A 14,348-nucleotide genomic window follows, 5' to 3' on the forward strand; every position below is an offset into this window, starting at 1 on the left:
CGGCATATGCCAAGCGCCACATTAGTTGCGCTTGGCATGATATAGGTATTCCTATGGTGATTCATGAGATCTACTCTTTACAATCGAGCTCACGCTCTTAATCACGTATACACCCCACCGTCACAGATGAAACTTTTCTTCTACAACTTCGATATCCGGAAGGTTACTTGTCAAAAAACTCAACACTTTATCGCGCTCACCTTCCTTGCAATAAATCTCCCGGATACCTTCCGGTATCATCTCGTCCATTTCAGGGTGATACCAAGGCACATTCAAACCAATGATATCTCTTCCCGGATAAAGGTAAATTTTGTCAGCTTTACGCCAATCGTAGTCGTGGTGTTGCATTCCATGCAGCGCTTGATAGCCTTTTGATGTCCCCATCATCCAGGCCGCAAAGCCCATTGCCAGCGGCCCTAGGCTGGTAATGAGCAGCGAGGGGTCCATGAGAATCAGCACCAGAACAATCGGCATCAAAATAATAGCCGACCATTTCAAAAATGGTTTCACAGACTCCATCTGGGGTTTCCAGGAACACTCCTCTGCATATTTATCTGTAAAGCGGTAGACAAGAATGGTAGTCTGGTGGGTCATACTCATAGCAATCAATATTAACAAAACAAACATTCCCCCTCCAATCAGAGTCCTAGATAGCAAGCCCCCCCCTGCAAATGAAGACAAATAGGCTGAAACCAAACAAATCACAAAAAATACACAAAACAAAATATTAGCCACAAAAACATTATAGTTACGCGCTCTAATCTGCCAGCTCATTACGGCAGGCTCATCCCCATACTTCCATGGTATCTGAGAGACATAGTCCTGTTTGGGTTGTACAAACCACATATCAATATCCTTACTCTTCTAAACTCATGGGTACCGTGATGTCAAAGCGGGCGGGCAGGCTGATACCTTGGCCTTCTTCGCTATTGGGCTCGATCTCTTTTTTGCCTCGGGCGGCATTCGGCTTGTAAAAGGTAAAGCCTAGGCTGCTTTCTGATGATGCGAGCAGCGTCTCTGCATAATTCACTGTCATTACAAACGGCTCGCGCTCAGCCTGCTCACTGGCGGGAATCCAGGCTTGCCATACGCGTACATCGCCAGTGTCATAGCCAGCGTCGGCGGGTAGCACGGCCCCCCGTTCACCTTGTTGGGTGGGGCTTTGTTCATAACTGCTGGCAGGTGCCCAGAATCCGCCGCGGGCATTTTCGGATAGCTTGACGGTTTCACCCGCCAGCACAGCGGGAAAGGCGATTTGCACCCAGCAGCCCTGATACGTACTGCTCATTTTGCCCGTCCCGTAATAACTCATGTTGGATGTGTCAAACTCCAGATCAGTGACACTGGTGAGCTTCACAGTGGGCTGAAGCAGAATCTCCATCAAGGCCTGCCACTCGCTCTTATGCCCCTCATCACTGGCTTCCCATGCCAATTCTCCATTGCCCCACGTACTGGTATATAGCCACCCCCGCACCCCCTCACGGTTATAGCGTGCAGCAAAGTGAGAGGCGATTAGATGAACGACACCCGCAGCAAACAGGGCGATCGTAACCTTAGGGCCTAGTATCCAGGCAAATGCAAACCAGCGACCCAAAGCAGCACCACCAAGCTGAAAAACAGCCGTAGTGGTAATAGCTACTCCCGCTAACATTTTTACAGCAAGCGCCAATTGCTCTTGACCACTTGTCGCCTTCCCTAAATCACGATAGCTTTGATACGCCTCCAAACCAGCAGCAATTGCCCCAATAGCTGATAGCCCCGCCATGCGGGTAGCCAATTTAGCAGCAAGTCGTGCAGCCTGGGCGTTATTTGGTGAGGCACTCCATTTAGAAACACCAGCTCCTGCCACCGCTTTCATATTTCCTGATAGCCTGAATTGCTGCTTCGCATACTTGTTCCAAAACGGCATGACCCACAAACTCATGACAGCCACCGTCGCAGCCCCCGTGGTCGCGGCCAGTTGGCGCATGCCTTCCTCATCCACACCTTCCTTTTGGGCGGTGCGAGCGGCATCGATGAAGTTGTAGAGGTTCAACCCTGCGATCAATAGCGCCAGACCACCGCCTAACTGCTCTACACGGTTTGCCATGTGGCGGCGTGCGGCACTGGCACCACTGGCCAATTTCACACGGTGTTGTTCACGCAGTTCGTAATAGCCCGCACTGGTGAGGTTGCTGGCTCGGGTCTGGTTGCCTGCTGCGCTTTGATCGACAGCCCCACCTCCAGCTCCCTCGTTAGCCGTGATACGCTTGGGTTCGTTGAAGGCGTGTTCGTAGCGTTGCTGCTCTAATGCCTCCAGTCGTTGGCTACTGGCGGTGCGCTGTTGGGCACTCTGGCCTTCACGGCGGCTGCGTAACTCTTCCGTGCGAATTTCGCCAGTGAGTCGCCATGCCTGCTCCCGCCATTCGCGATGCCTGGCTTCGTAATCGAGATCGATCGTAATGTCAGTAGCGGCTACGTCCGGGTGGACCATGACCACCATCATGGAGTGCACCAAGGCTCTGGCGGCTTTCTCCATGGACACTTGCCCCTTGGCGCTCAACGAGGGCAGAAACTGGTAACCAACCGTTTCCCAAAGCTTTTTGGAGGCGCTGCTGACCTCGCTGCGAAGGGTATCGAACGCCTCCTGAACATGCGGGGCAAGCGCTTGATAGGCCGGGTGGCGTTGTACTTCTTCCAGCGAGAGCACGCCCAGCGCGGCATTGGCTTGGCTGACGACCCCTGTCGCTGTGACACCACTATCAGCGGGCTGACCATCCTCGGTGCCTTGCGCAATGAAGTGACGCGCAATGGTGTCGAGAGCTTCGGCAAGGGCCGGGTCGAAGTTGCTCATCGCCACGCCGATCAATGAATCACGGTTGTGAAACGTATCATCCAGCCATGCACGGCCAACCTGCGTGGCACCTAGCACTTCGACGACCATGCACCCCCATTCGTGCATCGCTCGGTTTTGCTCGGCATCGACGGTATCGAAACACAGCGATTGAGCTGAGAGGGGAAGCCGTTCGAGCCACACCGTCAAATCGGCCAGGCTGTTGTCGATATGGGCTTGCAAGCGTTCGAGCGGTGGTGCTTTTTCGGCCAGAAACGCAATGGCCTCCTCCAGCCTGACATCCAAACGTGGCAGTTCTTTTCCATGCCACTCTTCGTAGAGCGGGCTATGACGGTCCGGTGGCGTCGGCATGCCCAGCGCGATCAACTCCTCACGCAGTTGCGTGACGCGTTGCTCTCTACGAAGCAGGGTATGATCTGTCCCATTGGTGACATTTTTCATGGCATCGAGCAATTCACCGGTCTTGAGCATGATGTCTCGATAACGCTCAGGATCCTGGCGAACGTCGTCACTGATCAGGTCGTCAATATCGATCAGACACAGCGCTTTGACGACTTGAGCGATTTCAAGTTGATGGCCGTGCTCTTCCAGAAAGGCTTCTAACTCAAGCTGCCGTCCCACCAAGGCCATCGTCAGATCATTAACGATACCCAAATCGTCATCCAACGCGACGAACAAGGCTTCGTCATGGTTGTCCACGGCGGCCAGCACGCTGTCCTGGGTGATCTCGGGTTTTACGGCCAACAGCGGATAGACAACACTCTCCTCATCACCATCACTGGCATCCTCCGTCTCGGCTCTCTCAATGGTCGAGACGGTGGTGCTGGTAAAACCATCCACCGCACCATTGGGCGTGATATCCGCCACGTGCTCTGCCAACTGGGTCAAGGGACCCACATGGGCCGAGAGAGAGGTGCCATCGGCGGTGTCACTGATCGCCGACATCAGGTTCACGGAGCGCATGGTTCGTTGGCGCGCCTCGGCGTTTTCCAGCATGTGCTCGCGAATACGCTCGGTCCACTGCACCGGAGAGTAGGCCAGGGCGATAGCGTTGCACGTCGAATAGGTCAGGTGCGGCTCACCATTGAACGTGGCGCCTTCCACGACATACTCGTCGATCCGCTGCTCGCCATCTTCCTCAACCCATACGTAAAGCCACCCGTCGCGTAGCTGCCTCAGCGTGTAACCACGGGTGTCGATAGCCGGGTAACCGGGGCCTTGCCACTGTTCAGACAAGGGGTGAGGGTGGGGAGCACCCGCCTGTTCAGGCGCTTCATCGATGGCATAGCGCACGGGAAACAGGGTGACATCCAGCAGTAAAGGACACACACCGCCGCCAATGGGCGTTTCATCGAAGGCGGCATTGCGTGCCTGAGCATCCGTGTTATCCATGAGTGTCCTCGTCGTTCAAGAGTGATGCCGGGGCTCGGTCATGTGGCGTGGCTTCCTGAGTTCGGCTCCAGGCATCCAATGCATACAGTTGCTCTTGCCTTGAGCGCGGCTTCGGCTCGGGCAGTTGCGCCCACCAGCGGGCATAGAGCCCATACGGCTCGGTCATGAAGTGCTCACCCCACTCCAGGCTCAAGCTCAGCCAAATCGCCAACTGCCGTTCTGTATGAGCCCCCCACGCAATGGCATCGTCCAGGCGATCATCGAGCCATTGCCCGCGCTCCGCCGACGGCAACTGACACCACGACGCCACCGCGTGCTGGTTGAAATGATCCGCCAAGCGCTCTTTGAGCTGCCATCGATCGACGGCATCCAGCGCGGCGAGCTGCGCGCTTCCCATGGGAGGAAAAGAGCGCTGCCACCCATTTTGCAGGGAGGCCTGGCCAGCACAGAACGTCTGCCAGCTCACGGTACGAGGTGCGGCCCAGAGAGGCGCCCAGTCCGCCACCCACCAAGTGTCGAGGGGCCCCATCAGCTCAGCTGGCAAGGTATCGCCATAACTGCTCAGCCAGTGACGGGTGACCAGGGGGTCCGCAAAGCGAAGCAACTGCTCGTGCCCTTCCACACTGAACGTCACGAACTGGGCCAGGTGGTGGCTCAACTCCCTCATACTGGCGTGACTACTCAAGAACGACAGCGCCCGATATAGCTCGGCATCGTCGTTGTCGCACACGTCACCTAACAGGCCATCCCCCTTAAGATGCACCAGAATAGGCCCCTGCTCGGCCAGCGATGACCAGCGGGTCATCAGGTAGAGTGGTTCGATATCTCGAAGGTCATCACGGCGATATAAGCGCTGAAGCGCATTGGGGAAGCGTACGCCGTCTACCAATGCATGCGTCACTCTCTGGGGGCGTTCCATCTAGCGATTTCCCTGGCTCGAATCTTCGCAAATCTCGCAGCGGGCCGGTGCCTTGAGCAGCGTTTTAAGCTGGGCCGGGCGGTTAATGGGCGCAACCGGCTGATGGCTTTCTGCCTCTGCCTCCTCGGGCAGCCTCGGCCCCTGCGCCGCTTGTCCACTCCCCGAACCCGGGCTGCCGCCGGAATTGATCTTGACCTGGGGGCCCACCAGGGTAACGCCGCTGGGGTCGATCTTGAGGAAACTGCCGCCTGCTTTTAGGGTGATTTCCGCACCGGCTTCAATCACCACCTTCATGCCCGCTTTGTGATGAATCTCCTGTCCTGCTTCTAACAACTGCGACTGGCCCACCTTCTCGTGGCGGGTGCCATCAATGAGTAAATGATCGTCGCCATCGATTTGGGTGTGGCGGTTATTGTGCACCGTGTGGTGGTCGTCGTTGTCGATCTCGCTGATGCGGTCGTTGTGCACCTTGAGATGGCTGTCGTGGCGGATCTCTTCGGTGCGGTCGTTGAGGGTGAGCAGCTCCAGGTCTTTCTGGGCGTGGAGCCAGATCTGCTCTTCGCCTGCTTCGTCTTCGAAGCGCAGCTCGTTGAAGCCTTCCGCCTTGTGGCTTTGGGTGCGCAGTACCGTGCGGGTCTTGTGTTCCGGCAGCGGATACGGGGCGGTGTTCACTGCGTGATAGGTACGCCCAGTGACCAACGGCTGGTCCGGGTCGCCTTCCAGGAAGGAGACGATGACTTCGTGACCTATCCGCGGAATGGCGATACTGCCGTAACCGCCGCCGGCCCAGCCCTGGGCCACGCGTACCCAGCAGCTGGCGGTGTCGTTGGGTTCGGCGTAGCGATCCCAGGGGAACTGGACCTTGACCCGGCCGTGCTCGTCGCAGTGGATCTCTTCACCTTCTGGGCCCACCACGAAGGCGACTTGCGGGCCATCGACACGAGGTTTGGGATTGGGTGTGGCGCGCCAGGGGGTATCGCCGGGGATGAGGGTGACCTGGTTGTAGTAGCGGGTCATGCCGTTGGCATCCCCTTGGGTCACTCCATCCTCTTCCAGGGCCTGGGGCTGCTCACCGTAGTGCACCACGTCGATGGCTTGCCAGTCGCGGTTCAAGGTGTCGGTGTCGTGGTCGGTGAGGGTTAAGCGGACCCCGGGAGCAAGTTCGGGCAGGTCGCTGTCGGCGTGGGCGGTGGTGGTTTCCCGGCGCAGCTGTTCCAGGCGGATACGGCTGAAGGGCTTGCCGGAGGCGTCCTGCTTGTAGCGGCCGGGGTAGTCGTAGTGCTCGTAGTCGTCCCGCTGGCCGTGGCTTTCTACCTCGCGGCCCAGGTGCTCGTGTAGCTGGGCGTAGGCGGGTTTTTTGAAGCTGTAGTCCTTCAACGTCGCCGTGGCGGCGGCTACCCGAGCGGTCTGGCTGAGCTTGCACACATGGCGCGTAGGCGCGGTGCCACCTGCACGGCTGTGGTAAGTGCGCTCACCGACGTTGGTCAGTACCTTGGGGTCATCGGCGAAGATCAAGCGGTGGGCGCCCCCATCTCTCTCTTCAAATTCATGAAAGAAGAACAAGCCTTCTTCCGCGGCGAGGCGCTCGATAAAGGCGAGGTCGGTTTCCCGGTACTGCACGCAGTACTCGCGCTCGGCTAACTCGCGAGTCACGGCAAAGCTCACATCGGTAATGCCCCGCTCGTCGCACAGGGTATTGATGATGGTCAGCGGGTCGACCTTTTGGAAGATGCGCGAGTTGTGGCGCAGCGAGAGCCGCCATAGGGCGGGGCGCAGCACCAGCGAGTAAAACGTGCGGCGGTGGCCGCGGTCGCCGCGGCCAAATTCGCTGATGATGCCGTGTACACGGCGCAGCGGCTCGCCATCCTGCCAAATAGTGAGGCTCGCTTCGCGGTCCAGCAGGTCGGCGGCATCCAGGCTGCCGTCACGGCTGGCCAGGTTCAGCGTCAGTTCGAAGGGCTGGGAGAGGGCTTCACGATGGGTGAAGTCGATCACGGCCACGTCGACAACGCCGGGTAGCGTAAGTGTAAATTTTAGAGACATGTTTTCACCCTTGATTGGCTACGCTATCGCAATTACTTGCTCCACTTAGATCTTTTTTCTCGAGCTTATAAAACCAACCATCTAGAAATAACCATAATTGATGATCCACCACTTCGAATACATACCCTTCATTTGGGGCTGAAGCGTTATAAGCTCGAAACGTTACAACCGTCTCTCGTTCCACGCCATGACCGTAAAAACTCCCAAACCTTTGCTGATAATTGGGAACCTCACCCTCTTCGGTCATAATAGGATGCTTAGCAATTCTATAGAGAGGTCTTTCATACACTTCCTCGCCCCAGAGCGAAAACTCATCCTCACTAATCAGCACGATCTCATGCTGCCTGCTCAATGCCTGCTCACGGGTTGTCAAACCACCACGATACCTTTCTACATCTGTTACACAGTAAGTACCGTAAAAATCCTGATCAGATATTTCCTCTGAAGCAGCCACATGAAGAAAAACTGACGCAAAAAAAAAGCTGGCAGCTAAAACAGCCTTATAAAAATTCACCATCTTTCATATACTCCTCTTGAAAACATTTCCCACTCGGCATTTCGTCGATTAATCAGTCCTTGACTAATCTGTCCTTGTGTTTTATTCCACGCTTTCCAAGCATCCTCAAGAGAATGATAAGGAGTATCAGACTGGGGATCATTAATCAGTTTGACTACTGACGATGAGCTAAAACCACCTACACCAATATTGTAGGCAAGCATCACAGCCGCATCGAATTCATGAGTTTCAAGCGGGACATCAATGGAACTTTTTACAATTTCAATGAAGGGTTTTAAGTCATCTTGAAATAATTGTTCAGCTTGACTTTCGGTAACGCCAGACTGATAAATCGACCATTCTTGCCGTGAAATCAGATGTCCATAACCTATTGTTGCTCCAGGAACCCACTGATCAATATTCGCTCCATTTTGATCGTCGTAAGGAGTCAAGCGAAGTTGTTCAACACTTTTTAGCCAAGCTGCGCCCGCATGACTCAAAGTAACGGATTCCACTCCACCTGAAGCATTATGCTCACTTGCATCCAACTCTTCAGCAGGGAAAGTATTAACCACACTGACATTTGGATGGCTAACAAAACCACCTACTATATCCCCACCTTCTCCTGTGCCAGAACCAATAACAACGCCGCCGCAATCCACCGCGTGGCCTGTCAGCGCGGCGGGTTTGCCGTCGATCAGTATGGAGCCTGAGCCCTGGGCAATCGTGCGCGGGTGGGGTGGATGGTTGGGCTTGTCATGGGGTTCCAGCGGGTCGCCGACGCGGGCGACCGGTTTGCCATCCATGATGACCGTGCCGCTCCCGGCGGTGACGGGGGTGGGCGGGAACCCGTCATGATCGGTGCCCATGTCACCCACGAGTACGAACTTTTGACCCATCGTTGGTTCTCCTTTTCCTGTGTCACGCTATCCGACGATCATTCATCCCATTTGGCGGGTGCTTCGTAGGTGGCCACCTCGAACGCATCGACGTATTGACGCGTGAAGCCTGCAGCTTCGAGGCTATCCACAGCCGAGTAGCAGGTCAGCGGCAGGCGTATCTGCAGCGGCACGCCGCTCAAGCTCCGCCTGACGGCCCTGAGTAAGCGCGTTCCATGGCCGCTTCCTTTCCACTCTTTGCTAATGTAGAAAAAACGGAGCTGCCAGGCGGCTTCGTCATCCGGACGGCAAGCCAATACCATACCCAGTGGCGGCCCCTCACCATGACGAAGGGCCAGCAAGCGCCCTTGCCAGCGGGCCACTTGCCCCTCTTCGCGCTGAAGCCAAAGGCCTTGGTGAACGGTGAACTCCAAGGCCCGCCGCAAGGTGTCCAATGCGCTGTCATCGCGTAGCAGCCACGGCGAGTGTCCTTTGGCATCGGCTTGGTAAACGGCCTCGATAAAGCGATCGATGTCCTCTGGTCGCGCTTCTTCCAGAGGGCGCGAGCGTTTACCCCCATGTCGTGCTGGCCGTTTGGGGGAAGGTTGCGCGCTGAACAGCTGCTTAAGTTTGGTCAGCATCATCCCTCCGCTCTGCATAGAGCGCCGAGGGCAGCTGGAAACCAGAAGCCAACGGGCGAGTAAACGGATTGGGGGCGCTATCGGCGAACAGGCGATAGCGCATGCTGCCACCATCGACGTTGAACCGCAGTTCCAGCTCACGCTCGCTGACGCTGGTGATATCCGCTTGTTCAAGCAAGCGGAACCAGGCCCAGGCACCCTCCTGGCTAATGCTGCGCGGCGAACGGTTCACTTCACTGGGTACCATGGTGACGCGGCTTTCCGTGCCGCTACGCAGTGCATTGGGCCAAATCATCGATACCCGCTGGCTGGCACTATGCGCGTATTCAATGAGCTGACCATCGACACTGATCACGCTGCGCCGCTTGTCGGGACTTAAGCTGACAGGTTCTAGGGCAAACTCCACGTCAAGCGCGCCGTCGCGGCTAAAGTAGGCGCGACGAATCTGCTCGGCCTGCTGAACAGCGGTGTAGAGGCTGTCGCGCAGCAGGGAGTTTCCTTCTGCATCGACCAAGTACTCCGGCGCGCCTTCGATGAAGGGCTTGAGGCTGTCCTGGTAGAACGCGTCTAGGGTGCCGTTAGGCGCAAAGAACGCTTCGAAATCACTGAGCGCGACTTCCCGATTCGCACTGGGCGACAGCGGGTAGCGGCCCGCCAATCGCTCTTGATAGGGAGCCACCACTTCGTCCAGCCACTGGCTCTCAAGATGGCGTGTTGCGCTTACCATCATCAGTTCCCAGCTTTGGTTGGCCAAGTTATGCAGCATCCGGCCAACTGGCTCGGGGGTGTTGTCGGCTATCCGCTGTAAGTTGTAGATAGGGTCGTTACCACGCAGTGAGAGGCGGTCACGAACGGTAATGAAGGCAGCGCGTCCTGAGTCGTTCGCCTCCTCTATATCCATCAGGTAATCACGCAGTGCGGTGACGGCTGACTTGATCTCCTCAAGCGACGAGGGGTTGTCGTTACGCGCCTGACTGAGCTGATTGATCGGCGTGAAAGGCTGCTCGATGGCCAGCGCCAACTGGTAGCGCTGGGACTGCCTTAGTGCTTCTCTTGCCTGATCATCGTCGACGGGAAGCTCAGGGTACAGGCTGGTATTGCGAGCCACTGCATCCAACAGCCGGTCCAGCGGACGCTGCGCGCCGACGAGCGCATCGGCCACGACGATGGCTTGACGAATATCGGGCAGCGGCACCAGCTGCGTGTCGCGCAGGGCATCACGCCAACTGACGTGATAATCCGCTACGTAGTGCTCTCGTAGAGCCGCTTGCAACTGTTGACGGTCGGCGGCGCTAAAGTCGATGTCGTCGCGTTGGCCGAGTACCCAGGCGTCGATCAGCGCCAGCTCGGTGGCACGGTCTAGCTCTTGCAAAAAGTAGTTCTCGAAGCCATTGCGCGTCACTAGGTGCGGTAATTGAACGTGTTCGGGATTGTCATTGCGCGACATGAACACCGTATCGAACAGCGTGCCCACGCTGCGGCGTAGATCCAGCGGTTCACCCTGGCGGCTGCCTGCCGCCTTCAGCGCGGCATAAACACGTTCATCGATAGGCTGGCGTGCCAACTCCTCTTGCGCCGCCGCAATGCTCCCTTGCAGCGGCGCCATGGCCTGTTCGGCGCGGGGGCTGCCTGCCGCGATGCGCCCTTGTAAGTCACTATGCGCCATGGCGTAGTCTAGGTGAGTGAGCAGCCGCTGCTGAACATCGCCCTGTTGGGGAAAGAAGCTCTGCCAGCGCTGGGCCATGTAGCGCTCGACACGTTCGGGTTGACGGCCGCTGTCATCCGACATCATCCGCAGCACACGCAGCAGCGCTAACTTGGCATTGCTGCCCGGCTCGGCCCGGTTCATGTCATCCATGATGCCTATCATCAAAGCGGGCAAGAACTGATGCTCGAGCATCGCTAGGTAGGCTCGCTCGACCTGCGCGCCGATGATATGCCCTTGATACAACCCCATGTCCGCCAAATAGGGCGTATGAGTTTGGTAGCCCTCGAAGGTTTCCAGCGCGTAGCGCAACCGATCGAGGGGCTCCAATAACTCATACCCGGAAGGGTCATCACTTTGAAACGCTTCTGGCTGGGTCGCTAAGAAGGTCTCGGCACGCTCTTCCACGGCCGCCAGCGAGACGCTGTTTTTCTGGTAGAAATGCGCCCAGCCGCCGACTAAACCGACTCCCATCACCAAACAGGCAACGAGGCTGAGCGTGCGCATACGCTGGCGGCGCTGGGCCACCCGAGCATTATCACCCGCTAACCCTGCCTCGGGATAAATGATCTTTTCGAAGAGTTCTTCGGTAAAGTACAGCGCACTGCGGGTGGCCCGATGCGCGGGCTGCACGCTATCGTCCATGCCGTAACGGCGCGCCGCTGCATCCACGAAGGGGTCTTCCGGTACGCCCTGCTGATACACCGAGGTAAAGTAGGTGCCGCGCACCATGGCGGCGGTCGAAAAGCGGTCGCTGGAGAGCGCTTCGGTCAAAAAGCCCTGCAGCACGTCACGCAACCCTGCTAATTGGCGAACAAAACGGAAGACCGATTCGCGCTCTTCGCGGTCGCGACACTCGGAGAGCATCGTCGGTAACAGCTGGTTCAAGCGCGACAACATCGCGTCGTAATCCGCCTCGAACTCGGCTTCCCACTGGCCTGGCGTATGCATAGAGGCAGGGGTGAAGGTGAAGCCGAGTGGCGCTTTGCGAGCGGTGCGCGAGTAGTGGCGGAAGAAATCATCGAACCCGTGCAACAAATCCATCTTACTGAACGTGACGTAAACGGGCAGCCGCGTGCCGTGGCGCTCCATCAGCTCGCGTAACCGGCTGCGCAACAGCGCCGCGTAAGCTTTACGAACGGCGACCTGGGCATGGCTCAAACGAGCAAGATCCAATACGAGCACCACACCATCCAGCGGTCGCTGGGCTCGGTTGCGCTCGAGCCATCCCACGAAGTGGTACCAAAGCCGGCTCTGCAGCGCCTGGGGCTCGCCCTCTTCCATCGCGCCTTGGGTCAATAGCTCACCATCCGGGTCGATCAACACCGCTTGATCGCCAATCCACCAATCGAAGCCTAGCTGGCCTTGCTTGCTGCTCTGCCCCGAGGCCTTCATCACATGGGTGAGCGCAAAGTTTTGTCCAGACCGGTTGATCAGGCTGGTCTTACCCGCGTTTTCTACGCCCATGACGAGGTACCAGGGCAAGCGATACCGACTGTTAGCACCGCCGCCCAAACTCTCAGTAAGTTCACTCAGCACGCGATTGAGCGACGCTTCCTGCCGCTCGACTTGGCTCATGATGGGGTCTTGCTGCCGCGCCTCCTCTAACTGCCGCTGCTCGTCCAATGCCCGCAGGCGGCGAGCGAGGCGAACGCCCCACACAATGGCGGCTACCGTCACGACCGCCAGCGTGGCCAACAAGCGATTGGTGAGCGGTGCCAGCGGCCTCATGCCACGCACTTCCCAGCTTGGCCCCCACCACCAGATAGCGACAACCAGCACGATCAGCAGTACCGACCACAGCAGCGTAGAGAGCCTGAGCAAGCCTTTGGCTTTGTTACCGTGCGCATTGGCTTGGTTGTGCGCTGACTGTGCCCGCGATAACCCCGGCACCCAGCGACTTAGTTTCGACATGAAAGTTGACCACATGAGCCTTTATCCCTCGTCCCTTCTGATGATGTCCGTTGTTAGTGCGTCTCTTGAATCGCCGCTTTCAGGCGTGACACCAAGCCCGGTTCCCACTGCTCTAATGCAAGGGCCGTCACGAGTTGGTGCAGCGTTTGGTAGTGTTGCTGAGCGAGGCTTTCCAAACCCGCCTCTTGCAGCAGCTCCGCACTGGCCAACCGCCAGTAGGCGCTGTCGCGCGGAGATCGCGCTCGGCTAAGGCCTTGATCCAAAATTTTGAGCGCCGCGCCTACATCGCCGTTTTCCATGGTTTCCCGGGCTTCTTCCAAGCCCGACTGCCAGGCATCGTTTCCACTCCCAGCGCCATCGCTACTCCCTGGGCTACTCTGAACCCATCGCGCCGTCTCCCCATCGAGAAACGCCACGCCGTTGTTGAACGTCAACGCGTCAATCCCCGGCAGCCGCTCGACGAAGCGCTGCGTCTCGTCACGAATCGCTTCGGCACAGCGTAGGTGCCCGAGCTGTTTCGCCAAGCCAGCGCTCATGCGATGGCCCTCGAGCCAATAGGGGCTGAGCGCCAAACTATTTTCAATCCGCTGCCAAAGTGCATGATCGCCGCCTTTTGCCAGCGCTTCGCGGTAATCGGCGATCCTATCGGCAGACACGGGAGCCAGCTCGGTCTTGCCGTTCTCTTTTGCGGCCGGGAGTGCTTGAATGGTGTTCCACACCGCATAGCGACGCAGACGATACGCCAGCGGCTCACCGATGGATTGCTCTCCGAGAAACTCCGCCATTTTGAGCAGCGCTTGACGGTTGGCGCGCTCATTCCCCGCTTCCAGGCGCAGCTCGGGGGCTTTATGGGCAGAAGATGCCGCCGGTGCTGCGCCTGCCGACGGACGCGGTGCCGTGGAAGAGGACTCCGCGCTTGGCGGTGCCGATGGCTCAGTGGGTACCCGCTGTTTTGCGGGACGCAGCGCCAGCAGTTGACGACTGAACTCCTCCAGCGACTCGCTCGGCAGTGATTTCTCAGCCACTTGGTGCTGCAGCTCTTGCAGCGATGCTTGGCAAGCCTCGAACTCATCATCGGCGTTTTGGAAATCCACCCCCGCCAACAATTTGACGCTGCGCTGCATGAACTGCTGAAACAGTCGAGGGCGAAGCTTTTCACCCCGTTTCCCTGTAAAAGGATACGCATGCTCCCACCAGGGTTGGGCAATGCTGCGTGCCAGCAACCGCAGCGAAAGGGCAAACCGAACGCCATTGCCGTCGTGCTGTAGGCAGTGAAGCAGGTGGCCCACCACTTTTAGGTCTTTACCTCGTTCACTCAACATGCGAATGGCCAAGCTTTCCGAGGTTTCCCACTCGACGTGAGCGTGCTGCAGTGATCCCACTTTCATCATCTCTTCATCGAGCGCGAGATAATCGTGACTATCCTCCACCGGATCACCCACCAGCGCGCCCTCTGCGTTTGCAGAAAGCGGTGCCAGTATTGGCTCCAGGTGAGATTCTGACGTAATGCGCATCGTTCGTTGCTCC

The 14,348-nt window shown here is 57.7% G+C and carries 9 protein-coding genes; all 9 read right to left on the bottom strand.

The window, feature by feature from the left end:
- Positions 1-120: 120 nt before the first annotated feature.
- From FHJ80_RS03715 to tssA, 9 genes are read right to left on the bottom strand one after another with little or no spacing between them, the layout of a single operon-like run.
- Positions 121-846, bottom strand: a complete 726-nt coding sequence (locus tag FHJ80_RS03715) for a hypothetical protein (RefSeq protein ID WP_139525703.1) — start codon at positions 844-846, stop codon at positions 121-123.
- Between the two features lie 10 nt (positions 847-856).
- Positions 857-4,225, bottom strand: coding sequence for a T6SS effector BTH_I2691 family protein (locus tag FHJ80_RS03720; RefSeq protein WP_139525704.1), 3,369 nt, complete (start codon positions 4,223-4,225; stop codon positions 857-859).
- Positions 4,218-5,144 (bottom strand): DUF4123 domain-containing protein, encoded by a 927-nt coding sequence (locus FHJ80_RS03725; RefSeq protein ID WP_139525705.1) that lies wholly within the window; start codon positions 5,142-5,144, stop codon positions 4,218-4,220. The genes FHJ80_RS03720 and FHJ80_RS03725 overlap by 8 nt, the downstream gene beginning before the upstream one ends.
- Positions 5,145-7,187 (bottom strand): type VI secretion system tip protein TssI/VgrG, encoded by a 2,043-nt coding sequence (gene tssI, locus FHJ80_RS03730; protein ID WP_139525706.1) that lies wholly within the window; start codon positions 7,185-7,187, stop codon positions 5,145-5,147.
- Positions 7,188-7,191: 4 nt separating this feature from the next.
- Positions 7,192-7,704, bottom strand: coding sequence for a hypothetical protein (locus tag FHJ80_RS03735; RefSeq protein WP_139525707.1), 513 nt, complete (start codon positions 7,702-7,704; stop codon positions 7,192-7,194).
- Positions 7,698-8,582: a type VI secretion system PAAR protein gene (locus tag FHJ80_RS17365; protein ID WP_196781560.1), complete on the bottom strand. Its 885-nt coding sequence runs from the start codon at positions 8,580-8,582 to the stop codon at positions 7,698-7,700. Before FHJ80_RS17365 ends, FHJ80_RS03735 begins: the two co-directional genes overlap by 7 nt.
- 38 nt (positions 8,583-8,620) lie before the next feature.
- Positions 8,621-9,202: a GNAT family N-acetyltransferase gene (locus tag FHJ80_RS03750; protein WP_139525708.1), complete on the bottom strand. Its 582-nt coding sequence runs from the start codon at positions 9,200-9,202 to the stop codon at positions 8,621-8,623.
- Positions 9,186-12,821 (bottom strand): type VI secretion system membrane subunit TssM, encoded by a 3,636-nt coding sequence (gene tssM / locus FHJ80_RS03755; protein WP_255303864.1) that lies wholly within the window; start codon positions 12,819-12,821, stop codon positions 9,186-9,188. The genes FHJ80_RS03750 and tssM overlap by 17 nt, the downstream gene beginning before the upstream one ends.
- Positions 12,822-12,874: 53 nt before the next feature.
- Complete coding sequence (gene tssA / locus FHJ80_RS03760; RefSeq protein WP_139525710.1) at positions 12,875-14,335, bottom strand: type VI secretion system protein TssA; 1,461 nt, start codon at positions 14,333-14,335, stop codon at positions 12,875-12,877.
- Positions 14,336-14,348 lie beyond the last annotated feature (13 nt).

This window comes from Halomonas sp. BL6 (assembly GCF_006228115.1).
Classification (GTDB): domain Bacteria; phylum Pseudomonadota; class Gammaproteobacteria; order Pseudomonadales; family Halomonadaceae; genus Vreelandella; species Vreelandella piezotolerans.

Bases quoted from the DNA above. Each gene is read 5' to 3' on its own strand.
- FHJ80_RS03715 (WP_139525703.1), bottom strand. From the start codon at position 846: ATGTGGTTTGTACAACCCAAACAGGACTATGTCTCTCAGATACCATGG.
- FHJ80_RS03720 (WP_139525704.1), bottom strand. From the start codon at position 4,225: ATGGATAACACGGATGCTCAGGCACGCAATGCCGCCTTCGATGAAACG.
- FHJ80_RS03725 (WP_139525705.1), bottom strand. From the start codon at position 5,144: ATGGAACGCCCCCAGAGAGTGACGCATGCATTGGTAGACGGCGTACGC.
- tssI (WP_139525706.1), bottom strand. From the start codon at position 7,187: ATGTCTCTAAAATTTACACTTACGCTACCCGGCGTTGTCGACGTGGCC.
- FHJ80_RS03735 (WP_139525707.1), bottom strand. From the start codon at position 7,704: ATGGTGAATTTTTATAAGGCTGTTTTAGCTGCCAGCTTTTTTTTTGCG.
- FHJ80_RS17365 (WP_196781560.1), bottom strand. From the start codon at position 8,582: ATGGGTCAAAAGTTCGTACTCGTGGGTGACATGGGCACCGATCATGAC.
- FHJ80_RS03750 (WP_139525708.1), bottom strand. From the start codon at position 9,202: ATGCTGACCAAACTTAAGCAGCTGTTCAGCGCGCAACCTTCCCCCAAA.
- tssM (WP_255303864.1), bottom strand. From the start codon at position 12,821: ATGTCGAAACTAAGTCGCTGGGTGCCGGGGTTATCGCGGGCACAGTCA.
- tssA (WP_139525710.1), bottom strand. From the start codon at position 14,335: ATGCGCATTACGTCAGAATCTCACCTGGAGCCAATACTGGCACCGCTT.